At 39.6% G+C, this 22,586-nt stretch carries 23 protein-coding genes and 2 pseudogenes; 12 read left to right on the forward strand and 13 right to left on the reverse strand.

Translation table 11 applies throughout. The features are described from left to right. Positions 1–17 precede the first annotated feature (17 nt). From zwf to E2R31_RS05590, 3 genes are all read right to left on the reverse strand, one after another. Complete coding sequence (zwf, locus tag E2R31_RS05580; RefSeq protein ID WP_132973289.1) at positions 18–1,505, reverse strand: glucose-6-phosphate dehydrogenase; 1,488 nt, start codon at positions 1,503–1,505, stop codon at positions 18–20. Between the two features lie 149 nt (positions 1,506–1,654). Further along, positions 1,655–2,395 carry an amino acid ABC transporter ATP-binding protein gene (locus tag E2R31_RS05585; protein WP_132973291.1) on the reverse strand — a complete coding sequence of 247 codons (741 nt, stop codon included), beginning with the start codon at positions 2,393–2,395 and terminating at the stop codon, positions 1,655–1,657. Then, positions 2,395–3,843, reverse strand: a complete 1,449-nt coding sequence (locus E2R31_RS05590; RefSeq protein WP_132973293.1) for an amino acid ABC transporter substrate-binding protein/permease — start codon at positions 3,841–3,843, stop codon at positions 2,395–2,397. Before E2R31_RS05590 ends, E2R31_RS05585 begins: the two co-directional genes overlap by 1 nt. Positions 3,844–4,022: 179 nt before the next feature. Between E2R31_RS05590 and uvrB the strand changes: the two genes are divergently transcribed. The 9 genes and pseudogenes from uvrB (at position 4,023) to E2R31_RS05640 (ending at position 11,280) form a co-directional block, all read left to right on the forward strand. Beyond that, entirely contained in the window at positions 4,023–6,011 is a 1,989-nt protein-coding gene (uvrB, locus tag E2R31_RS05595) for an excinuclease ABC subunit UvrB (protein ID WP_132973295.1), read from the forward strand. A gap of 40 nt (positions 6,012–6,051) precedes the next feature. After that, entirely contained in the window at positions 6,052–7,089 is a 1,038-nt protein-coding gene (locus tag E2R31_RS05600) for an acyltransferase (protein ID WP_084946118.1), read from the forward strand. A gap of 80 nt (positions 7,090–7,169) precedes the next feature. Continuing rightward, positions 7,170–7,369: pseudogene (locus E2R31_RS10150) on the forward strand (UvrB/UvrC motif-containing protein); the annotation flags it as partial. Between the two features lie 14 nt (positions 7,370–7,383). Beyond that, entirely contained in the window at positions 7,384–7,887 is a 504-nt protein-coding gene (locus E2R31_RS05610; RefSeq protein WP_084946117.1) for a GNAT family N-acetyltransferase, read from the forward strand. An 819-nt stretch (positions 7,888–8,706) separates the two neighbouring features. Then, on the forward strand, positions 8,707–8,979 hold the full coding sequence (locus tag E2R31_RS10000) for a hypothetical protein (RefSeq protein WP_243701294.1): 273 nt from the start codon (positions 8,707–8,709) through the stop codon (positions 8,977–8,979). 31 nt (positions 8,980–9,010) lie between these two features. Then, positions 9,011–9,214, forward strand: a pseudogene (locus E2R31_RS10005) (DUF2971 domain-containing protein); the annotation flags it as partial. Between the two features lie 63 nt (positions 9,215–9,277). Next, the gene (locus E2R31_RS05630) at positions 9,278–10,141 is read left to right on the forward strand and encodes a hypothetical protein (RefSeq protein ID WP_132973299.1); all 864 of its coding nucleotides are present in this window, start codon (positions 9,278–9,280) and stop codon (positions 10,139–10,141) included. A 105-nt stretch (positions 10,142–10,246) separates the two neighbouring features. Then, on the forward strand, positions 10,247–10,789 hold the full coding sequence (locus tag E2R31_RS05635) for a hypothetical protein (protein WP_132973301.1): 543 nt from the start codon (positions 10,247–10,249) through the stop codon (positions 10,787–10,789). A 23-nt stretch (positions 10,790–10,812) separates the two neighbouring features. Further along, positions 10,813–11,280, forward strand: a complete 468-nt coding sequence (locus E2R31_RS05640; RefSeq protein ID WP_132973303.1) for an 8-oxo-dGTP diphosphatase — start codon at positions 10,813–10,815, stop codon at positions 11,278–11,280. Here E2R31_RS05640 and E2R31_RS05645 read toward each other — a convergent pair. The 5 genes from E2R31_RS05645 to coaB form a co-directional block, all read right to left on the reverse strand. Then, complete coding sequence (locus E2R31_RS05645) at positions 11,277–11,792, reverse strand: transcription repressor NadR (protein ID WP_132973305.1); 516 nt, start codon at positions 11,790–11,792, stop codon at positions 11,277–11,279. The two genes, E2R31_RS05640 and E2R31_RS05645, sit on opposite strands and share 4 nt — an antisense overlap. 11 nt (positions 11,793–11,803) lie before the next feature. After that, the gene (locus E2R31_RS05650; protein WP_132973307.1) at positions 11,804–12,331 is read right to left on the reverse strand and encodes an ECF transporter S component; all 528 of its coding nucleotides are present in this window, start codon (positions 12,329–12,331) and stop codon (positions 11,804–11,806) included. A 243-nt stretch (positions 12,332–12,574) separates the two neighbouring features. Then, entirely contained in the window at positions 12,575–13,138 is a 564-nt protein-coding gene (locus E2R31_RS05655; RefSeq protein WP_132973309.1) for an ECF transporter S component, read from the reverse strand. Beyond that, positions 13,122–13,673, reverse strand: coding sequence for a phosphopantothenoylcysteine decarboxylase (gene coaC, locus E2R31_RS05660; protein ID WP_132973311.1), 552 nt, complete (start codon positions 13,671–13,673; stop codon positions 13,122–13,124). The genes E2R31_RS05655 and coaC overlap by 17 nt, the downstream gene beginning before the upstream one ends. An 11-nt stretch (positions 13,674–13,684) precedes the next feature. Beyond that, on the reverse strand, positions 13,685–14,374 hold the full coding sequence (gene coaB / locus E2R31_RS05665) for a phosphopantothenate--cysteine ligase (RefSeq protein ID WP_132973313.1): 690 nt from the start codon (positions 14,372–14,374) through the stop codon (positions 13,685–13,687). Positions 14,375–14,602: 228 nt separating this feature from the next. Here coaB and E2R31_RS05670 point away from each other — a divergent pair, with 228 nt between their 5' ends. The 3 genes from E2R31_RS05670 (at position 14,603) to radC (ending at position 19,469) form a co-directional block, all read left to right on the forward strand. Beyond that, the gene (locus E2R31_RS05670; RefSeq protein WP_132973315.1) at positions 14,603–16,273 is read left to right on the forward strand and encodes a formate--tetrahydrofolate ligase; all 1,671 of its coding nucleotides are present in this window, start codon (positions 14,603–14,605) and stop codon (positions 16,271–16,273) included. Positions 16,274–16,454: 181 nt separating this feature from the next. Continuing rightward, on the forward strand, positions 16,455–18,746 hold the full coding sequence (pcrA, locus tag E2R31_RS05675; protein WP_132973317.1) for a DNA helicase PcrA: 2,292 nt from the start codon (positions 16,455–16,457) through the stop codon (positions 18,744–18,746). Between the two features lie 42 nt (positions 18,747–18,788). Beyond that, entirely contained in the window at positions 18,789–19,469 is a 681-nt protein-coding gene (radC, locus tag E2R31_RS05680) for a RadC family protein (protein ID WP_132973319.1), read from the forward strand. Here the strand turns inward: radC and E2R31_RS05685 are convergent. From E2R31_RS05685 to E2R31_RS05705, 5 genes are all read right to left on the reverse strand, one after another. Continuing rightward, positions 19,466–20,155 (reverse strand): gamma-glutamyl-gamma-aminobutyrate hydrolase family protein, encoded by a 690-nt coding sequence (locus tag E2R31_RS05685; protein WP_132973321.1) that lies wholly within the window; start codon positions 20,153–20,155, stop codon positions 19,466–19,468. The two genes, radC and E2R31_RS05685, sit on opposite strands and share 4 nt — an antisense overlap. Before the next feature lie 15 nt (positions 20,156–20,170). Then, on the reverse strand, positions 20,171–20,812 hold the full coding sequence (locus tag E2R31_RS05690; RefSeq protein WP_061417470.1) for a redox-sensing transcriptional repressor Rex: 642 nt from the start codon (positions 20,810–20,812) through the stop codon (positions 20,171–20,173). Between the two features lie 88 nt (positions 20,813–20,900). Continuing rightward, positions 20,901–21,110: a DUF4649 family protein gene (locus E2R31_RS05695; protein WP_125425490.1), complete on the reverse strand. Its 210-nt coding sequence runs from the start codon at positions 21,108–21,110 to the stop codon at positions 20,901–20,903. 6 nt (positions 21,111–21,116) lie between these two features. Beyond that, positions 21,117–21,464 (reverse strand): DUF1831 domain-containing protein, encoded by a 348-nt coding sequence (locus E2R31_RS05700; protein ID WP_132973323.1) that lies wholly within the window; start codon positions 21,462–21,464, stop codon positions 21,117–21,119. Positions 21,465–21,468: 4 nt separating this feature from the next. After that, positions 21,469–22,584 carry a cysteine desulfurase family protein gene (locus E2R31_RS05705; RefSeq protein WP_132973326.1) on the reverse strand — a complete coding sequence of 372 codons (1,116 nt, stop codon included), beginning with the start codon at positions 22,582–22,584 and terminating at the stop codon, positions 21,469–21,471. Positions 22,585–22,586 lie beyond the last annotated feature (2 nt).

The following is a 22,586-nucleotide window of genomic DNA, read 5'->3' on the forward strand; positions in this document are numbered from 1 at the left end:
CTTGCAGGATATTTTTGCTATTCTAAACGTCCATCTTCACGATAAGCGATATCTGGTTGCCAGGTCCATTTGGCTCCATACTTTTCAAGTAAGTCAAAACTTGCTTGAGGTCCCATACTTCCGGCTTTATAGTCATGAAGTGGGGCACCATTTTCAGCCCAGAGCTCTTCGATACGGTCAATCAATTTCCAAGAAGCACTCACCTCATCCCAGTGGCTAAAATTGGTAGAATTGTTGTTCAAGACATCGTAGATTAGCTTTTCGTATGGATCTGGTGAAGCTCCAGTAGCGGTAGCATCTGTACGGTAATCCAGAGAACTTGGTGCCAGGTTAAATTCTTCACCGACTTGCTTCCCATTGAGGCTGAGAGAGAATCCTTCAGTTGGTTGGATATAGATGGTCAAGATATTTGGCGCCAAAGGCTCGCCGAAGATTGAGTCCATTTGCTTAAAGACGATATTGACATGAGTTCCTTTTTCAGTCAGGCGTTTGCCAGTACGGAAGAAGAAAGGAACGCCACGGAAGCGATCGCTGTCTACAAAGAAGGCCCCAGATGCAAAGGTTTCTGTTGTAGACTCAGGGTTAACGTTTGGCTCGCTACGGTAGGAAATGTATTTCATACCATCGATTTTACCAGAGCGATACTGACCACGGATAAACTGTTCTTTTAATTCTTCCTCACTTGGTTGGTGTAGATTTTTAAATACCTTAATTTTTTCAGCGCGAATCTCATCTTTTGTAAAGCTAGCTGGCTTGTCCATGGCTAGAAGAGATAAAAGCTGGAGAGTGTGGTTTTGAACCATGTCACGGAGGGCGCCTGATTCATCATAGTAGCCACCACGTTCCTCAACACCCAAGCGCTCAGCAAAGGTAATCTGCACATTATCAATGTGCTCACGGTTCCAAACATTCTCAAAGATCATGTTGGCAAAACGAACCGCAAAGATACTCTGAATCATCTCTTTACCAAGATAGTGGTCAATGCGGTAAATTTGCTCCTCGTCGAAGGTGGCAAGAAGTTCTTCATTGAGTTGTTTAGCGGTGGCATAGTCTGTACCAAAAGGTTTCTCAACAATCAAGCGCTCAAAGCCTTTACCGTCAACGATGTTTTCAGACTTGAGGTGTTTTGCAATGGTACCAAAGAATTGAGGAGCCATTGATAGGAAGAAGAGTTTATTGTGGTCCGTTTGGTATTTCTCATCAAGCTCAGCCTGTAATTCACGTAAAGCAATGTAATTATCAGTATCATTAACATCATGACTTTGATAGTAGAAATGACTTGCAAACTCTTGGGCTTGCTCGGTACTATCTGCCAAATCAAGGATGGACTCAACAACAACAGATTCGAAATATTCTTTACTCCAAGGTCTACGAGCTGTTCCAATAACTGCGAAATGCTCAGAAAGATTGCCTGATTTATAGAGTCTAAAAAGGGAAGGGTAGAGTTTGCGTTTAGCTAAATCTCCACTCGCACCGAAAATTGTAACAATAACCTTTGATGACATCTAGCTACCTAATTTCTATTTTTATTCCTAGTCGGGCTAGGGATGAGATTTCCTCATTTTCATAGTCTTTATTTTATCATAATTTTCAAAAAAATCAAAAAATCCAATACGCAATTAAAAAACTGCAAGGATTTCCTTACAGTTTCGTTTTATACGTTTAGAACCTTGTCCAAGAACTCTTTCAGACGAGGGTGTTGCGGGTTATCAAAGATTTGGTCTGGAGTTCCATCTTCAAGGAATTCTCCATCAGCCGTAAAGATAACACGATTAGCAACCTGACGAGCAAATCCCATCTCATGGGTTACGATAATCATGGTCATTCCTTGCTCAGCCAATTCCTTCATAACGTTCAATACATCTCCAACCATCTCGGGGTCGAGAGCAGAAGTTGGTTCGTCAAAGAGCATGATGTCAGGATTCATGGCTAGTCCACGTGCGATAGCCACACGTTGTTTTTGACCACCTGAGAGGCTATCTGGATTGGCATGTGCCTTATCAGCAAGGCCAACTTTCTCTAGTAATTCCATTCCCAATTTCTCAGCTTCAGCCTTGGTCATCAATTTGTGTTCAACTGGAGCAAAAGTGATGTTATCCAAAACGGACATATGAGGGAAGAGGTTGAAGTGTTGGAAGACCATTCCGACGTTTTCACGGACGTGGTCAACGTTGGTAGTTTTTTCAGTTAAGTCATAGCCGTTCACAGTGATATGTCCGCTAGTAACTTCTTCTAGAAGATTAAGGCTACGGAGGAAGGTCGATTTACCAGAACCAGAAGGTCCGATGATACAGACAACGTCTCCTTCATAGAATTTAGTCGTGATTCCTTTTAAAACCTCATTTTTTCCATAATACTTATGTAAATCATTTACATCAATTTTTAATTTTGCCATTAACGAATCCTCTTTTCTAAGCCTTTGGCTAGTCTAGTCAAAAGCGTGATGATGATAAGATAGAAGATAGCAAGAATTGCATACATCTTGAAACTTTGGTAGTTACGGGCAATGATAATCTTACCAGTTTGGAAGAGTTCTACCAGACCGATAGCTGATACGATAGTTGTATCTTTCAATGCAATAACGAACTGGTTGACAAAGTTAGGGAGCATGAGCTTAGTTGCTTGTGGCAAGATAATCTTACGCATGGTTTTTCCATAAGAGATACCAAGACTGCGGCTGGCCTCCATTTGACCGACTGGAACAGCTTGGATACCACCACGAACAATTTCAGCAATATAAGCAGCTGAATTGAGCGAAAGGGCTATGGTACCAGCAACAAAGTCGTTGATTGGACTTTGCTGACCTGTGATCGACTCGATGAAGTTTGGAATACCCCAGAAGATGAAAGCTGCTAGAATCATCAACGGAATACCACGAATGACATCCACAAAAATCTCTGAAATGACTCTGAGTGATTTGTATGGGCTAACGCTAAACATACCGAAGATAATACCGATGACAATGGCGATTGCAAATGAAATAAGCGCTAAGGCAAGAGTGATTCCGAGTCCACTAAGAAGTTGTTTGTAGTTGTTTTGAAGCAAGCCCCAGATGGTCGTTTCGTCAACTGTACTTGTAGAAGCAGTTGTTGCTCCACTAGCTAGATACTTGTCGAGAATTTTTTGGAATTCACCGTTTGCTTTGAGATTGGCAAGTCCCTTATTGAACATCTGGATCAATTCAGGATTGCTGCCTTTCTTGACTGCAAAGGCTGTTTCACCGATTGGAGTTCCAGCGATCGGCGTTTTCAATTTTTGACCTTGGCTGATCGAATATTTGAGAACAGGCTCATCATCCATCACGGCATCGATAGCCCCGGTATTGAGACTGTCGTACATTGATGCACCATCGGAAAATGTTTTAATCTTGTAACCGTATTTGCTTTGGTTTTCTGTAAGGAATGTTTGAGAAGCCGTTCCGTTTTTAACACCAACTGTCTTATCCTTGAGGTCTTCATAAGAAGCGATGGTACTTGATTCTTTTACACCGAGAATGGTATTAGCAGTGTAGTAGGAATCTGAGAAGTCAAACGTTGCTTTACGAGCATCCGTAATAGACATTCCAGCGATGATACCATCAGCTTGTCCCGCTTGAACGGCGCTGATTGCTGCATCAAATCCAGGATTGGTAATTTCAATCTCGATTCCTTGATCCTTGGCAATAGCCTTGATCAAATCCATATCAATACCAGTGTACTCGTTGCTTGAATTTTGAAATACGAAGGGAGCAAAAGATGAATCACTTGCAATAACATACTTAGATTTAACTGTGTCAGCTTTTACTACTCCTAGTGAGAAAATGGGAAATAAAATTAGCAATAATGCTAGGATTTTTTTCTTCATTTTACGTCTCCTTTCCGAATATTTTCCCATTATAACAGAAAATATTTCAGATGGCAAATTTTAAGGATTGATATGTCAGAAGATATAACATCATTTTATGACCTTGATTAATCAAGAGAGAAAGAATCTAGTGGAATTTATGGTAAAATAGAAGGATAGAAAGTGTGTACGAGGTAATTATGATTAATCGAATTACAGACAATCAATTTAAACTAGTATCAAAATACCAACCTTCAGGAGATCAACCCCAAGCCATCGAGCAATTGGTTGACAATATCGAGGGTGGAGAAAAAGCGCAAATCCTGATGGGGGCGACGGGTACAGGGAAGACCTATACCATGAGTCAGGTCATTTCCAAGGTCAATAAACCAACTCTGGTAATCGCCCACAATAAGACGCTTGCAGGCCAACTTTACGGAGAGTTCAAGGAATTTTTCCCAGAAAATGCTGTTGAGTACTTCGTATCCTACTATGATTATTACCAGCCAGAAGCCTATGTTCCTTCTAGCGATACCTATATTGAAAAGGACAGTTCAGTCAATGACGAGATTGACAAGCTTCGCCACTCAGCGACTTCAGCCCTTTTGGAGCGTAATGATGTCATCGTTGTGGCTTCCGTTTCTTGTATCTATGGTTTGGGTTCACCCAAGGAATACGCTGATAGCGTCGTGAGTTTGCGTCCAGGTCTTGAGATTTCTCGTGATAAACTCTTGAATGACTTGGTTGATATCCAGTTTGAACGTAATGATATTGATTTCCAACGGGGGAGATTTCGTGTACGTGGGGATGTGGTAGAGATTTTTCCAGCTTCCCGAGATGAACATGCCTTTCGAGTAGAGTTTTTCGGAGACGAGATTGACCGTATCCGTGAGGTTGAAGCTTTGACTGGTCAGGTATTGGGAGAAGTGGATCATCTGGCGATTTTCCCAGCTACTCACTTTGTGACCAATGACGATCACATGGAAGTAGCTATTGCCAAGATTCAGGCGGAGTTGGAGGAGCAGTTAGCTGTCTTTGAAAAGGAGGGCAAACTGCTAGAAGCACAACGCTTGAAACAACGGACAGAGTATGATATCGAAATGCTTCGCGAGATGGGTTATACCAACGGTGTTGAGAACTACTCACGTCACATGGATGGTCGTAGCGAAGGAGAGCCTCCTTATACATTGCTCGACTTCTTTCCAGATGATTTCTTAATTATGATTGACGAGAGTCACATGACCATGGGGCAAATCAAGGGCATGTACAATGGTGACCGTTCTCGTAAGGAAATGTTAGTAAATTATGGTTTCCGCTTGCCGTCTGCCTTGGACAATCGTCCCCTCCGTCGTGAAGAGTTTGAAAGTCATGTCCATCAGATTGTTTACGTTTCAGCGACACCTGGTGACTATGAAAATGAACAGACTGAGACAGTGATTGAGCAAATCATTCGTCCAACGGGACTCTTGGATCCTGAGGTAGAAGTCCGTCCAACCATGGGACAGATTGATGACCTCCTAGGTGAAATCAACGCCCGTGTTGAAAAGAACGAACGAACCTTTATCACCACTTTGACTAAGAAAATGGCAGAGGATTTAACCGATTACTTCAAGGAAATGGGTATCAAGGTCAAGTACATGCACTCGGATATCAAGACCTTGGAACGGACGGAGATTATCCGTGACCTGCGCTTGGGTGTCTTTGATGTCTTAGTCGGGATCAATCTCCTCCGTGAAGGGATTGACGTTCCTGAAGTAAGTTTGGTTGCTATTCTTGATGCGGACAAGGAAGGTTTCCTTCGTAACGAACGTGGTTTAATCCAGACCATTGGACGTGCTGCTCGTAATAGCGAAGGGCATGTGATTATGTATGCTGACACAGTTACCCAGTCTATGCAACGTGCTATTGATGAGACGGCCCGCCGTCGGAAAATCCAGATGACTTATAATAAAGAACATGGTATTGTACCTCAGACAATCAAGAAAGAAATCCGTGACCTGATTGCTGTAACCAAGGCAGTTGCTAAAGAAGAGGACAAGGAAGTCGATATCAATAGCCTCAACAAACAAGAACGCAAAGAACTCGTCAAGAAACTAGAAAAACAAATGCAAGAAGCCGTCGAAGTCCTTGACTTTGAACTGGCAGCTCAGATACGCGATATGATGTTGGAAGTGAATGCGTTAAACTGAAAAAATTATAAAGAAATAGAAAAATATAGAAAGACATAATATGACAGCAAAAAAAACTAAACACATAGGCATTGAATGTTGTAGAATTTTAGCTATGTTGATGATTTGCAATTTACATGTTTTGGGTATGGGAGGAATTTTGGAGAAAGTTGATAGTCAAAAAGATCTTTACTATATTTTTGCAAATTTTTTAGAAGCTTTCTCATATCCAGCTGTAAATATTTATATTTTAATCAGTGGGTATGTCGGTCTTTATTCACAATTTAGTTATAAAAAAATGTTTAGTTTTTGGGTACAGATTATTTTCTATACTATTTCAATTACTTTTGTATTTGCTATTTTTTCAAAATCATCTGTCAACTTAAGTGATTGGTTTTCAGCTTTAACTCCAATAAGTCATGGACAGTATTGGTATATGAGTTGCTATTTTGGTTTAGTCTTAATAGCACCATTTTTGAATCAAGCAGTGCTGACATTGAAAAAAGAACAATTGCTTCCAATTGTTAGTGGAGCATTTATATACTTTTCTGTCATACCCACAGTATTTAAACAAGATATTCTGGGCTTGTGGGGTGGATATAGTGTATTATGGATGATCCTCTTGTACACTTTGGGAGCAATAATTAGAAAATCAAATTACGAAAGTCGTTTTCAAATATGTAATGTTAGTGGATTGATTTTATTTCTAACTAGTTTAACTTTTATATTGTGCTGGCTTGGTTTTGAACAGTGGAGAAGTTATATTTCTCCAACGGTCACACTGCAAGGAATAGCAATATTTTTACTCTTCTTGAATATTAAAAATCTTCCCTTAACTTTTAAGAAACTCGTTCTTTTAGTATCTCCACTAACTTTGGGGGTTTATCTGTTTCATGTACATCCTCTTATTTTTAGAAGAATTATACCAACCATCCATACTTTAGTTGAAGAACAAGAATTTTCCATGTTTGTCATTATTATTCTAGTTATGACACTGATCCTGTTTTTTTCTGGTGCTATCATTGAGTATTTTAGAAAAAAATTAATGGCGTATATTCTTACTTTAATCAAGAGTTTTAAAAATCTTAAACAGACTTAAAACTTTATTGTCTTATTAAAAATAGGAGCAAGAGGCACTAAAATATACACTGTATTGAGAACTTAAGGTTTACTGAGATTATACGTGACCTTATTGCCGTGACCAAGGCAGTTTCCAAAGAAGAGGACAAGGAAGTTGATATCAATAACCTCAAAAACTAAAGCATAAAGAACTCGTCAAGAAACTGGAAAAACAAATGCAAGAAGCCGTCGAAGTACTTGACTTTGAACTAGCAGCCCAGATTCGTGATATGATGCTAGAAGTCAAGGCGTTGGATTAAGGAGAAGAAAATAAATGACGGTTATTATCAAATCAATGGAAACTCCTGAAGAGATAGAAGGTAAATCTCTCGTTCACTGGCAAACGTGGAGAGAGGCTTATGACGACCTTTTGCCTGCAGAATTTCAGGAGACAATGACATTAGAAAGATGTCGATTCTTTAGTCAAAAGTATCCAGAAAATACATTGATTGCGATAGATGGCATGAAGGTAGTTGGTTTTATCAGTTATGGAAACTTTCGTGATGAGACTATTCAAGCTGGTGAAATTATTGCTTTATATATTTTAAAAGACTATTATGGAAAAGGTATCGCACAAAAGTTAGTGAAAGCAGCTTTGAATGCTCTTGATCATTTTTCTGAAATTTTCTTATGGGTATTGAAAGATAATAAGCGTGCCATTGCTTTCTATCAAAAAATGGGTTTTACTTTTGATGGACAAGAAAAAATACTTGAACTTGGAAAGCCTATCATTGAAATTAGAATGGTATTTAAGAGTTCAACAAAATCAGAGAGTTAAATGCAAGGACAGTTGTGATTGGTTTTCAGATTGCACAATGAACAAATGATTACGTTTTAGAATATATTTTTAAATAGAGAGAAGTTATTGTGAAAGTAAAAGAGACGAAGTATAAGAAGTCATCGGGGCTAGATTCTCATAAATTAGTAGGGTTCTGTCTTATATTTAGTTTGGTATTAGTGATAGGATTTGGTGTTAATCAAATTTTTAATATCTTACCAATTCCATTGCCCTACAAGGAAATCAATTATAGTTTTCCCTTGTATCTGAATCTTTTTTGTCTAGTTTATAGGGTATTTGACTATTTTTTTCTAGACTCGTCTAGAAAAAAGATGACCCTAAAAAGATTTACTGAATTATTTATCTATCTTAATAGTATCGGTTTAATTGTACATCTTTTTATAGGGATTGGTGGGAAAAACAGTAAGGGTATTCTGCCTTCCCTCTTATCCTTAGATCACCTCTACATCTGGTTTCCAATTTCAACTTACCTGTTCTTTTTCTCCCTTGCTGGCTTAACCGTTCTATTGCAGAATCATATGGAAAAAATGAGGAATATACCATGATGAAACATTTAACTTTTTTAGAATAGTCTATCTGATTTTACTAGCATTTGTCCTTATCGATTTTTGCCTTTCAATATTTGGTTTATCATTCACCCCCATTTTTTGGGACAGTTGGCTTTTCCTTTTAATTTTTACTCTGTTTATTCACTTTTGGAGACCTTAGGTAATTCTTGATCTTCTTTTTGGGATAGTTGGAATACAATTTATTCCTATAGTATTTAATACAGGGCTCTTTTTACCAGTTATTTTGGTTATGGCGCATAATATTTGTGATTATTTTAAGAACCGATATCATCTCTTAGAAGGAATCCGTAGCGCTTTTTGTAGTTTCTATATCTGGTTATTTGTAATTGTCGTTTTCGCCTTTACTCCAAATCCTCCTGTTCCAATCACTATTGATTATGAAGTTCAGGAACAAGAAATCGTCATTCAAAAAGGATATTTGCTTCATGAAGTATATTATTACGATGAACGAATAAATCCCTTCATTATGAAATCTAAAATCAAGTACGAAAAAGTCATTTAATATAGAAAGAGAGTCCTATGTCCTGTTCCAAATTAATGATTTTAGGAAGTATATCGTATTAAGCGCGAAAGATAATGGCAGATATGATTTATTTGTATACATCAATCTGGCTCCTTTGAAATACTCAAAAGTTATTCTAGGTCCAAAGGTTACGGATGCAGACTATATTGCTCCTTATCTCAAACTTGCCAATCCTGATATAGAGATAGAAAGTTCGAAAATTCCTTATCGTTGAGTTGAGAAAAAATTAAAGCTTCAAAGAAATTATAATCTTTTTATTAATAAGGAGAATCTAGTAATGAAAAGAAAGTTACTTTTAATTTTCTGTATTATAAATATTGTCCCTTTATTCTTTATTCTATGTTTTGCCTTCCTTTTCTTTACAACAACTTATGACATTTTCCCTGAAGCAAATCAATCGGAGGTAGAGACAGCAGTAAGAAGAACCCTTGATTTGTATGGTTTTAAAGGAGATATGAAGGTTACGAAGTTTTCTAGAGATAAATGGACTTCTGAAAAATACAAAATTGAATACGATTATAGTGAAGAGGTTAATGGAAGTAGAGTAACTGTGAGACATGCCTTGTTTTATCGCCCAAAGTCTTCAAAATACAATCCCCAAAAGACTGATGAAGAACTAGCCTATGATGGGACTACGAAAACCATGTTACAAGAATTTTCAGATATGGCTCATAAACTACTCAACCAGCATCCTGTCAGTGTTTCTAATAAAGAGAAGGTAGAGAGTTTTTTTAAGCAATATGAAAATCCAAATCTAGAATATGTGAATAGTTACTGGAGTGTCGATACTGAATCTGAAAATATCCAAGACTATTATGCTCTCATTGAAAAGAACCGTAAGGAAGGGAAAGCTTTTCAAGGTTTATATGATCTCCCTATTGATGAATTTCTGGAAAAAGGAATGATTAAAGGATACATCATCTATCGCGATACTGTTTTAGAAGAGGGTGAGAAAGATTATTTTGATAGTGAAGGCGGACTGACAGGATTTATTTCAAATGGGATAGATAATGCCGAGTTGCCAGATGCCTTTTATGAGGTTTCTTACTACTATGGTGCTAAAGGATATCGTTCAGGTAGTAGTGTTTCTTTAAAGGTTCAAAACCATAAGATGCTCTATTATGGAAGTAATTTTAACTAAAAATTTTATATGTAATAATTTGTGTTAAAATAATAGACGAGATAATTTAAAAGTGATAGATATTAGTCATTAGTTAGTAGTTTGAATTTAAAGGAGAAATAAATAGTGAAAAATTCGAGTACTTTTAACAAGCTTATTTATATCGTCCTATATTCCTTACTGATAGCATTTGTTATCGCTCATTTCATATTATGGTCATTTGGTTTATCATTTACTCCGATTATTTGGAATATTTGGCTCTTTCTTCTAATTTTTACTCTATTTATTCGCTTTTTGAGGTCCTTTGCAATTCTTGATCTTCTATTTGGGATATTTGGACTGAAATTTATTCCCATAGCGTGGAATACAGGGATTTTTGTTCCAATTATTCTCTCTATTTCGCATATTTTTATTTACTTTTTAAAGGGGAAATATCGCTTCCTTGAAGGAGTGCGCAGTGCGATTTGTAGTTTTTATATTTGGTTATTTGTAATTGTCGTCTTCGCTTTTATTCCAAATCCTCCTGTTCCAATCACTATTGATTATGAAGTTAGGGAACAAGAAATTGTCATAACAAAAGGATATTTGCTTCATGATGTATACTATTATCATGAGCTGATTAATCCCTTCATCATGAAATCTGACATTAAGTCTAAAAAAGTTATATAACAACTTAGAAAGTGAGTAAATTTATGTCCCGCTCCCAATTAACGATTTTAACAAACATTTGTCTGATTGAAGACCTTAAAAATCAGCGAGTAGTCATGCAATATCGCTCTCCTGAAAACAATCGCTGGTCTGGCTATGCCTTTCCAGGAGGACATGTTGAGAATGGCGAGTCTTTCGCAGAGTCTGTCATTCGTGAAATCTATGAAGAAACAGGATTGACTATCCAAAATCCTCAACTTGTCGGCATTAAAAATTGGCCACTAGATACAGGTGAGCGCTACATCGTCGTTTGTTATAAGGCGACAGAGTTTACTGGAAATCTCCAATCCTCAGAAGAAGGAGAAGTATCTTGGGTGCAAAAAGACCAGATTCCAAACTTGGATCTGGCCTATGATATGCTACCCTTGATGGAGATGATGGAAGCACCTGACAAGTCTGAATTTTTCTACCCTCGCCGTACAGAAGACGATTGGGAAAAGAAAATTTTCTAATCCTTTACCAAATAACCGAGCTGATCCAAGGCCTCCTCGATATAGTGGAGGTCTTGTTGTGTCTCGGCTTCAACAAGGTGATAATGGATGCCGTCTGTCAATTCAGAAAGTGGTCTAAAGTCAGAATTTTCAACTTGTTCCAGAAAGTGCTGGACATCTCGACGGCAGGTGAGTTTGAGCAGAGTTTCAATTTCACCATAAACGGGATGATCAATTAAGATATTTTGAACGCGTCCGCCATTATCTACTATAGCCAAAAGTTCCTGACCAATTTCTTCCAGTTCATGTTTCACTTTAAAGAGTTTGTGAACGTAGGGGCTGGCATCATTTTCTTTGTAGATATAACCACGATTGGTTGACAAGATAGGAGCGCCATCGGCTCGCAAGATGGCAATGTCTTGGACGATGATTTGGCGTGTGATATGAAAGTGTTCAGCCAAGGTTTGACCATTGAGAGCTTTTGGTGACTCTTTTAAAAGTTTGAGAAGAGCTTGTTTGCGATCCTTTGTCATAGTTTTTCCTTTTAGCGACGTTTTCGAAGCACTTTATAGACAGCTAGTGCCAATGTATAGTCTATCATACTATGGACAATTGTGCCAAAACCAACTAGGACAAAGAGAACATAAAACATATTTTCAACGTTTGTCCCTGAAGTGGCATAGAAGATGATACAAGCCACTACTTCAGCGATAGCATGAACAATACCCAAAACAAAGTTAAAAATCCAAGATGCCTTTGGTTTATCCAAGGTTTCAGGGAATTTTTTTAAGTAAAATGCTCCCAAAATACCAAAAACGATGTGAGAAAAGGCGCGCAGGACGATAACCATAGGGTAGCCTGCCATCAGGAAGCCGAGACTAGAAGCGATGATCACAAAACCAGCCATCAAAGGTGATAGGAACATGGCGATAAAGATGGCGATATGGCTTCCCAAGGTGTAAGAAGCAGGTGGGATGACGATTTTAAAAGGCATAATGATTGGAATCAAAATCGCGATTGCTGTGAGTAGGGCAGTCATGGTCATAAACTGCGTTTTTTTCCGTATATCCATAAGAACCTCCATTTAACTGTATATACACAAGTATAGTACAATAAATAGATAGACATGTCAAGAATTTATTTTGATTTTATTGGAAATTTTCAAAAGTATAGGTGGTAAATTCAAAAAATTTTCATATATTTTCAAAATTTTGAACTAATGACTCCTTGGTAAATAACTTTTTATGAGTAGAAGATGAGCCTTTACTTGTGAAAACTAAAACTCCACCTTCAGGACGAAAGTGGAGTTGTTTTTTTATTTCTTCAAGGTTTCGAGACGTGGGACAATTGCTACAGTTAGGATGGCTGAGATGAGGAGTTCAGCAATTGAGTTTGTAGAGATAACCGTTGCCAGGAGTTTTTGGATATTGCCATTGAAGACATTTCCGAAAAGGAAGAAGATTCCCCCAAGGACAAAGACGGTGTTGGTAAGGGAACCGAGAGCTCCGGCAATGATGAGGCCTGTTCTGTTTTTCAATAATTTATAAACTAAATAAGGTGTCAGACCAATCAAAATGCGAGGGACAATAGCGATAATCGCAGAATAGATGTTTCCGTTTGGTACAAAAGGTGAGAATAGATAGCTGGTTGGAAGGATGGTAATCGTGTTAACCGTCAAGCTAAGTAGCCCCATCAAGAAACCAAGTGTAACACCAACTCGTGGGCCGTAAATAATACTTGCAATGATTACCGGAATATGAACGATGGTTGGTTTGATTGGAAATGGGAAAAGATTAAACAGGATTGAACTTAAAAAGTGAATGACCAACATGGTCGCAAAAAAGATAGCAATCGGAGCAATGTTAGAGCGTTTGTTCATCGAGGGTTTCCTTTATTCTTTCTAAAATAGTATTCAGGTCAGCTAGGGCGCCTTTTCCGTAATCGCCACAGGCTAGTAGAGATTCCTTTGGAGAGATAATCTGATAACCATAGGTCTCTAATGTTTTTAGATTAGCCTGAGTTGCCGGATGGTCATACATTTTTGTGTTCATGGCTGGTGCGACTAACTTTTTCACGTGGTCTGGCAGGGCAAGAGCTGTACTCGTAACCATGTTATCCGCAAAACCATGCGCAAGTTTGGCAATGGTATTAGCGGTAGCAGGGACGACGATAAAAAGGTCGGTTTCTTTGCCTCTTTCGATATGATTGACTTGATCAGGATAGGGTTCCTGCATGACATCAAGATGAACTGGATTCTGTGAGAGTACCTGTAGTGTCAAAGGCTGGATAAACTCTCTCGCTGCCTCAGTCATTAGGACAGTGATATCATGGCCTTGTTTTTTTAAAGAACTGACGAGATCAGCTGATTTATAGGAGGCAATGGAACCTGTCACTGCGATCAGAATATTTGCCATGGCTTTCCTTTCTATGAATCGTATGCTTGAATTTTTTCAAGGAGGAGGCTTGCAATTTCCTCTTTGGTTTGAACGGTTTGGAGTTGCTCTCTCTCAACAAAGATAGCTCGGTGCTGATTTGCTGAAATTTGAGTGAGGTCATTTGCGATAATCAAGTCTGCTTGGTTCTTGATAAGACTCTGTCTAGCAATTTCTATGAGATAATCCTCAGAGACATCAACCAGCAGTTTAAAGCCAATTAGATGAATAGCAGGATTCCATTCCTTGACTAGAGAGATGATTTTGGGTGTTTTTTTCAGGAATAAAATCTGCACCTCATCATTGGAAGAGATCTTAGCTTGATGATTATGCTTGTTTAAAAATTCTTCCAGATTAGAACTCGCCTCAACTTCTGCCAGCCCTGTCATATAAACAGGAGTGTAGTCAGAAACTGCCATAGAATGAATCAGGACCTGATAATTCGAAACTCGCTCTTTCATCTCTAAAAGAAGATCATGAGTATTTTTGATTTCTCGAATGGTTAAATGGGGATGAGGTTCTGGCTTAAGAGCTCTGTTAGTTGTTATCAAACAAACCTCATGACCAGAAGCAAGCAAGGTTTCTGTGATGATTTTTCCCAAGCGACCTGTAGAATGGTTAGTAATAGAGCGGACACTATCGATAGCTTCACTGGTACCGCCCGACGTGACTAAAATTTTCATAGGACTATTGTACACAAAAATAAACGTTAAGTAAAATGAAAGCGATAAATTTTTGATAAAACGAAGGAATACTATAGTCTAAAACTATAAAAGCATATAAAATTTTTGAAAGGACTCTAAAAATCTTGAAATTCAGGATATTTACGAACGTTTTGAGAGTTTAAAGGTGTTAAAAGTCTTTTTTTGTGTTATAATGAATTATCACATTAGAGGTTAGAGGAGTTTTGAATGAAAACAGATATTGAAATCGCACAGAGTATTGAGTTGAAGCCGATCGTTGATGTTGTGGATAAGCTTGGCATTTCTTACGACGATTTGGAGCTGTACGGAAAGTACAAAGCTAAGCTCAGCTTTGATAAAATTCGTGCAGTTGAGAGCAATCCAGTTGGTAAATTGATCTTGGTTACTGCCATCAACCCAACACCTGCTGGTGAAGGGAAGTCAACCATTACCATCGGTCTGGCAGACGCCTTGAACAAGATTGGTAAGAAAACCATGATTGCTATTCGCGAACCGTCTCTTGGCCCAGTAATGGGGATTAAGGGTGGTGCAGCCGGTGGTGGTTATGCCCAAGTGTTGCCAATGGAAGATATCAACCTTCACTTTACCGGGGATATGCATGCCATTACAACTGCTAATAATGCCCTTTCTGCCTTGATTGATAACCACTTACACCAAGGGAATGAGCTTGGAATTGACCAACGTCGTATCCTCTGGAAACGTGTGGTGGACTTGAATGACCGCGCCCTTCGCCATGTTACCGTTGGACTTGGTGGCCCTCTAAATGGTATTCCTCGCGAGGATGGTTTCGATATTACCGTTGCTTCAGAAATCATGGCCATTCTTTGCTTGGCAACTGATATTGAAGATTTGAAAAAGCGCTTGGCTAGCATCGTTATTGGCTATCGCTATGACCGTACACCAGTTACTGTTGGTGATTTACAGGTTGAGGGAGCATTAGCATTGATTTTGAAAGATGCTATCAAACCGAACTTGGTTCAGACAATTTACGGTACACCTGCCTTTGTACACGGTGGTCCATTTGCCAATATCGCTCATGGATGTAACTCTGTTTTGGCAACAAGCACAGCCCTTCGCTTGGCTGATTATACTGTTACTGAAGCTGGTTTTGGTGCGGACCTTGGTGCTGAGAAATTCCTTGACATTAAGACACCAAACTTGCCAACATCTCCAGATGCAGTTGTCATCGTCGCAACCCTTCGTGCCCTTAAGATGAATGGTGGTGTAGCTAAGGATGCTTTGACAGAGGAAAATGTAGAAGCAGTGCGTGCAGGTTTTGCTAACTTGAAACGCCACGTTGAGAACATCCGTAAGTTCGGTATTCCAGCAGTTGTTGCAATTAATGAATTTGTCTCTGATACAGAAGCTGAAATCGCAGCCTTGAAAGATCTCTGTGCCTCAATCGATGTTCCAGTTGAGTTGGCTAGTGTCTGGGCTGATGGTGCAGAAGGTGGCGTAGCGCTTGCCGAAACGGTTGTTAAGACTATTGCTGAAAATCCAGCCAACTACACTCGTCTTTATGACAATGACCTTTCTGTCCAAGAAAAGATTGAAAAAATTGTCACTGAAATCTATCGTGGTAGCAAAGTGAACTTTGAGAAGAAAGCTCAAACGCAAATTGCTCAAATCGTTCAAAATGGATGGGACAAATTGCCAATCTGTATGGCTAAAACTCAGTACAGTTTCTCTGACAATCCAAATGCACTTGGAGCTCCAGAGAACTTTGAAATTACCATTCGTGAATTGGTACCAAAATTGGGTGCAGGTTTTATCGTTGCCCTTACTGGTGATGTTATGACCATGCCAGGTCTTCCAAAACGTCCAGCCGCTCTCAATATGGATGTTGAAAGTGATGGAACCGTTCTAGGATTGTTCTAATATTTAGATGATATTTAAAGAGTTTGGAAATGCTATCCAAGCTCTTTTTCTTATCTAGATATGAGGAGTTATCTTCAGCTGATGAGAGAGTTTTCTTCTACAAGCAACCAGTCTAGGTAAAGATATTTTCCCTGATTTCTGATATAATAGAAACATTGACTTCAAGAGTAAGGAAGAGAAAATGAACGCATTATTGAATGGAATGAATGACCGTCAAGCTGAGGCGGTGCAAACGACCGAAGGTCCCTTATTGATTATGGCGGGGGCTGGTTCTGGGAAGACTCGTGTTTTGACTCACAGAATCGCCTACTTGATTGATGAAAAAATGGTCAATCCTTGGAATATCTTGGCCATTACCTTTACCAATAAGGCTGCGCGTGAGATGAAGGAGCGTGCCTATGTGCTCAACCCAGCAACCCAAGACTGTTTGATTGCGACCTTTCACTCCATGTGTGTTCGTATTTTGCGTCGTGATGCGGATCATATTGGCTACAATCGTAATTTCACTATTGTAGATCCAGGAGAACAGCGAACTCTTATGAAGCGCATTCTCAAGCAATTAAACTTGGATCCGAAAAAATGGAATGAACGGACCATTTTGGGGACTATTTCCAATGCTAAGAATGACCTAATTGATGATGTGGCTTATGCTGCTCAAGCTGGCGATATGTACACGCAAATCGTGGCCCAGTGTTACACAGCCTATCAAAAAGAACTTCGTCAGTCAGAATCGGTTGACTTTGATGATTTGATTATGCTGACCCTGCGTCTCTTTGATCAGAACCCTGACGTCTTAACCTACTATCAGCAGAAGTTCCAATACATCCATGTTGATGAGTACCAAGATACCAACCATGCCCAGTACCAACTGGTCAAACTCTTAGCTTCGCGCTTTAAAAATATCTGCGTGGTTGGAGATGCGGACCAGTCTATCTATGGTTGGCGTGGGGCTGATATGGAGAATATATTGGATTTCGAGAAAGATTATCCTCAAGCCAAGGTGGTTTTGCTAGAAGAAAATTATCGTTCAACCAAAACCATTCTTCAAGCGGCCAACGACGTCATCAAAAACAATAAAAACCGTCGTCCTAAGAATCTCTGGACTCAGAATGCCGATGGGGAGCAGATTATTTACTATCGTGCAAATGACGAACAGGATGAGGCTGTTTTTGTAGCCAAAACCATCGATGAACTTGGTCGCACTCAAAACTTCCTCCACAAGGATTTTGCAGTTCTTTATCGGACTAATGCGCAATCCCGTACTATTGAGGAAGCCCTGCTCAAGTCCAATATTCCTTACACTATGGTCGGCGGAACCAAGTTCTACAGCCGTAAGGAAATCCGTGATATTATCGCCTACCTTAATCTCATTGCGAATCTGAGTGATAATATCAGTTTTGAGCGTATTATCAACGAACCAAAACGTGGAATTGGCCCAGGAACGGTTGAGAAAATCCGTGACTTTGCGAATATTCAAAACATGTCTATGCTAGACGCTTCAGCCAATATCATGTTATCAGGAATCAAAGGGAAGGCAGCCCAGTCTATCTGGGATTTTGCCAATATGATTCTGGATTTGCGGGAGCAATTGGATCAATTAACTATCACCGAGCTGGTGGAGGCTGTTCTAGAAAAAACTGGTTATGTCGATATTCTTAATGCTCAGGCAACCTTGGAGAGCAAGGCGCGGGTTGAGAATATCGAAGAGTTCCTATCTGTTACTAAGAATTTTGACGACAATCCTGATAGTCAGGAAGAAGAAACAGGTTTAGATAAACTCAGTCGTTTCTTAAATGACTTGGCTTTGATTGCAGACACGGATTCGGGCAGTCAGGAGACATCAGAAGTAACCTTGATGACCTTGCACGCAGCTAAGGGACTTGAGTTCCCAGTTGTCTTTATCATTGGGATGGAGGAAAATGTCTTTCCACTTAGTCGTGCAGCAGAAGATCCGGATGAACTGGAAGAGGAACGCCGTTTGGCCTATGTAGGTATCACGCGCGCGGAGAAAATCCTCTATCTGACTAATGCCAACTCACGCTTGCTTTTTGGGCGTACCAACTACAATCGTCCAACTCGTTTTATCAATGAAATCAGTTCGGACTTGCTTGAGTATCAAGGTTTGGCCCGTCCAGCGAATACTAGCTTTAAAGCCTCTTATAGCAGTGGTGGGATTGCTTTCGGTCAAGGTATGAGCTTAGCTCAGGCCCTTCAAGAACGGAAACGAAATGCCGCACCAAGCTCTATCCAGTCAAGTGGTCTTCCGTTTGGACAGTTTACATCCAGAACTAAAAAAGATTCAAGCGATACCAACTGGTCTATTGGGGATATTGCTCTCCACAAGAAGTGGGGAGAGGGAACGGTCCTTGAAGTTTCAGGTAGTGGTGATACTCAGGAACTAAAAATCAATTTCCCAGAAGTGGGTCTGAAAAAACTTCTAGCCAGTGTAGCCCCAATTGAGAAAAAAATCTAATTTTCCATCCTTCTCACGAATAATAAAGTGAGGAGGATTTTTATGTACAGTATTTCATTCCAAGAAGATTCACTCTTGCCGAGAGAAAGATTGGTTAGAGAAGGAGTAGAAGCCCTGAGCAATCAAGAATTGTTAGCGATTCTGCTCAGAACCGGAACGCGTCAAGCTAATGTTTTTGAAATCGCTCAGAAAGTCTTGAATAGTCTCAACGGTCTAACTGATTTAAAAAAAATGACCCTGCAGGAATTGCAGAGTCTGTCAGGCATTGGACGGATTAAAGCCATTGAATTACAAGCGGTGATTGAACTGGGACATCGTATTCACAAACATGAAACTCTTGAGATGGAAAGTATTCTCAGTAGTCAAAAGCTAGCCAAGAAAATGCAACAGGAACTTGGCGACAAGAAACAAGAGCACCTAGTGGCGCTCTATCTCAATACTCAAAATCAAATCATTCATCAGCAGACCATCTTTATCGGATCTGCGACACGCAGTATTGCTGAACCGAGAGAAATCCTTCACTATGCTTTGAAGCATATGGCAACCTCGGTGATTCTCGTTCACAATCATCCATCTGGTGCTGTATCTCCTAGTCGAAATGACGACCATGTCACTAAGCTAGTCAAGGAAGCCTGTGAACTGATGGGAATAGTTTTCTTGGACCACCTGATTGTCTCTCATTCTGATTACTTTAGTTACCGTGAAAAGACGGATCTGATTTAGAGTTCGTTAACGACATAGTCAAATAGTGTTTTATCCTTGGGACGATTTTCAAATAGAAATTCAGGATGCCATTGAACACCAAGATAAGGAAAGCCGTCCGTAGTTATTACAGCCTCAATGATTCCATCTTTAGGATCATGTGCTACAACCTTAAGATTTGAAGCTAGATCTTTTATGCTCTGGTGGTGGAAGGAGTTGATATGAGAGATTTCTCCATAGATTTCTCGGAGAATTGTATCAGGCTCCGTTACGAGGCGTTGGGTCGTGTATTCGGCTGAACAGTCCTGCCAATGATCCTCAATATCTTGGTGAAGCGAGCCGCCCATGGCGACATTGAAAAGCTGAGTACCCCGACAAACAGAGAAAATTGGTTTCTTCTGTTTGATGGCTTCTCTGATAAGGGCTAATTCAAATTCATCTCTTTGAAGATGGTAGTCATCGCTGTCAATGGTTTTAGGTTCACCATAGAATTTTGGATCAACATTTTGCCCACCTGTTAGGATGAGTTTGTCAATCATAGCGACGTAATGGCTTGCCATTTCTTGATCACCAATCGGTAGGATGATTGGAATTCCGCCAGCGTCCTTGACTCCTTCAACAAAGCCTTTTGCTGCATAGCTCATCATGACATCATCATCTGGATGAGCTTTTTCATTTCCTGTAATCCCAATAACTGGTTTTTTCATAAATGCTTTCGCTTTCTAATCCTCTTTACGCATAAAATAGAGGAGAGTTTGGAGTTCGCTTGTCAAATCAACATACTGAACGACCACATCTTTTGGAAGGTGAAGGTGGACGGGCGAAAAACTGAGAATACCTTTTATACCTGCATCGACCAAAAGATTGGCAACTTCTTGTGATTTAACACTTGGAACAGTTAGGATAGCAGTTTTGACATCTGCTTCTTTGATCTTTTCTTTAATCTGAGAGATGCCATAGATTGGAATCCCGTCAGGTGTCTGGGTGCCAACTTCTGGATGGTCATCTAGGTCAAAGGCCATGATAATCTTCATCTTGTTGCGCTCATGGAAGCGGTAGTGGAGAAGGGCATGCCCCATATTTCCAATCCCAACCAGCATAACATTTGTAATTGAGTTATCATTTAGGAGATCAGCAAAAAAATTCATCAATTTTTTGACATCATAACCAAATCCACGACGACCTAGTTCACCAAAATAGGAAAAATCTCGCCGAACGGTCGCAGAATCGATACCGATAGCCTCTGCAATTTGCTTAGAGTTGGCACGTTCAATTTTTTCTGCATGAAATCTCTTGAAAATTCGATAGTAAAGAGAGAGTCTTTTTGCTGTTGCTTTTGGAATAGCAGACTGTTTATCTTTCACAAAATCACAACCTTTCTATTCTTCTATTTTATAGAAACATTGTGAAAAAATCAACAAAAACAAGAAAAAACTAAGAGAATTCTTAGTTTTAATCTGAAAAATTAGTTTGTGATAGAAAACGGTAGAGATCGCCAACTAATCCTTGATAAATCACTTTATCATTCAGTGTTAAGGAGCTGATTAGGAGAGTGTCGGGCAGGGTAACACAGCCTGATAGTGATAGCATAAGCTCTTCGTAATCGGCAAATTCAAGTGTACGTTCTACTTGATAGCTATCTTTATAAGTCAAATGAAACATAGCCAATCATCTCTCTTCTTTTGTGAAGATTCCGCGTTCTACAAGACTGTCCATGAGGAAGTAGAATTTCTCTTGGTGGATATGGTGTTCTTCAGATTTAAAGATATTCACCAAACGAAGACCAGATTTGTCAGTGATGTTAAGCTTGGCTCCAGTAAGTTCCTTGTTAATGATAATTTTTAGTTGGAAACCTTCACCGCTGTTGGGAACTTTTTCAAGTAGACGAGTCAGTTCGTAGTTTCCGACTTTTGTTTCAAAGAAAGTATTGTCTTTTAGTGTGAATTTTTTGACAGATGGACTAAGTGTATAGTTGTAGCGGCAGTTTTGTAGTTTAATGGTTTTTTCAAATGCCATTAGATTAATCTCCAATAATATTTTTTAAGGTTTGTGCCAGTTGTTTCAGTTCCTCCTCAGTATTAAGAGGAGACAGACTGATACGGACAGATTCTTTTAAGCGATGGGAATTCGCTCCATAAAGGGCCTCTAGGACATGGCTAGTTTGCACAACACCAGCAGTACAAGCAGAACCAGTAGAAATTGAGATTCCTTCAAGGTCTAACCGTAGCAAGAGCAAATCATTTTTTTGACCAGGAAAGCCAATGTTGAAAACATAAGGGAGTTGGTGTTGACTTTCATTGAGGTAGTAGTCGAGACCTGCAATTTCTTCTAAAAAAGTCGATTTGAGTGCACTTAGTTTTTGGTAATGCTCAGCCTGATGCTCCAAGTCTTCTTTGAGGGCAGCAACCATCCCTACAATGGCAGCAAGGTTTTCTGTTCCAGCCCGTTTCTTTTGTTCTTGGTCCCCACCGTGGAGGTAGGAATCAAAGTCCGCGGAAGAAGCGTAAAGAAATCCGACTCCTTTGGGTCCATGGAATTTGTGGGCAGAAGCGCTGAGGAAATCAATTCCTAATTCCTCGGGATGGATAGGAATTTTCCCGATAGCTTGAACAGCATCAACATGATAAGCAGCAGGATGCTCTTGTAAAATATGTCCAATCTCAGCGATAGGTAAGAGACTACCCGTTTCATTATTGGCATACATAGTTGAAACTAGGATGGTATCGTCACGTAAAGCCTCTTGAACCTGCTGCGCAGTGATTTCTTGATTTACCGGTTGGATGATGGTCACTTCAAAGCCAAAATGTTGAACCAGATAATCAATGGTTTCAAGGACAGAATGGTGTTCAATAGCTGTCGTGATGATGTGTTTTCCTCTTTCTTGATGGCGGAGACAATAGCCGATAATAGCTGTATTGTTACTTTCTGTCCCTCCAGATGTGAAAAAGATTCGTTGTGGCTTGGTTCCTAGTAAGTGAGCTAACTCCTGACGGGCTTCACGGAGTAGTTTACCAGCATGGCGACCATGACTGTGAATACTTGAAGGATTCCCATGGGTTTCTTGCATGACCTTGGTCATTGCTGTTATGGCTGTCGCTGACATAGGAGTAGTGGCAGCATTGTCCAAATAAATCAAAG

The organism is Streptococcus downii (assembly GCF_004353325.1).
Lineage (GTDB): Bacteria > Bacillota > Bacilli > Lactobacillales > Streptococcaceae > Streptococcus > Streptococcus downii.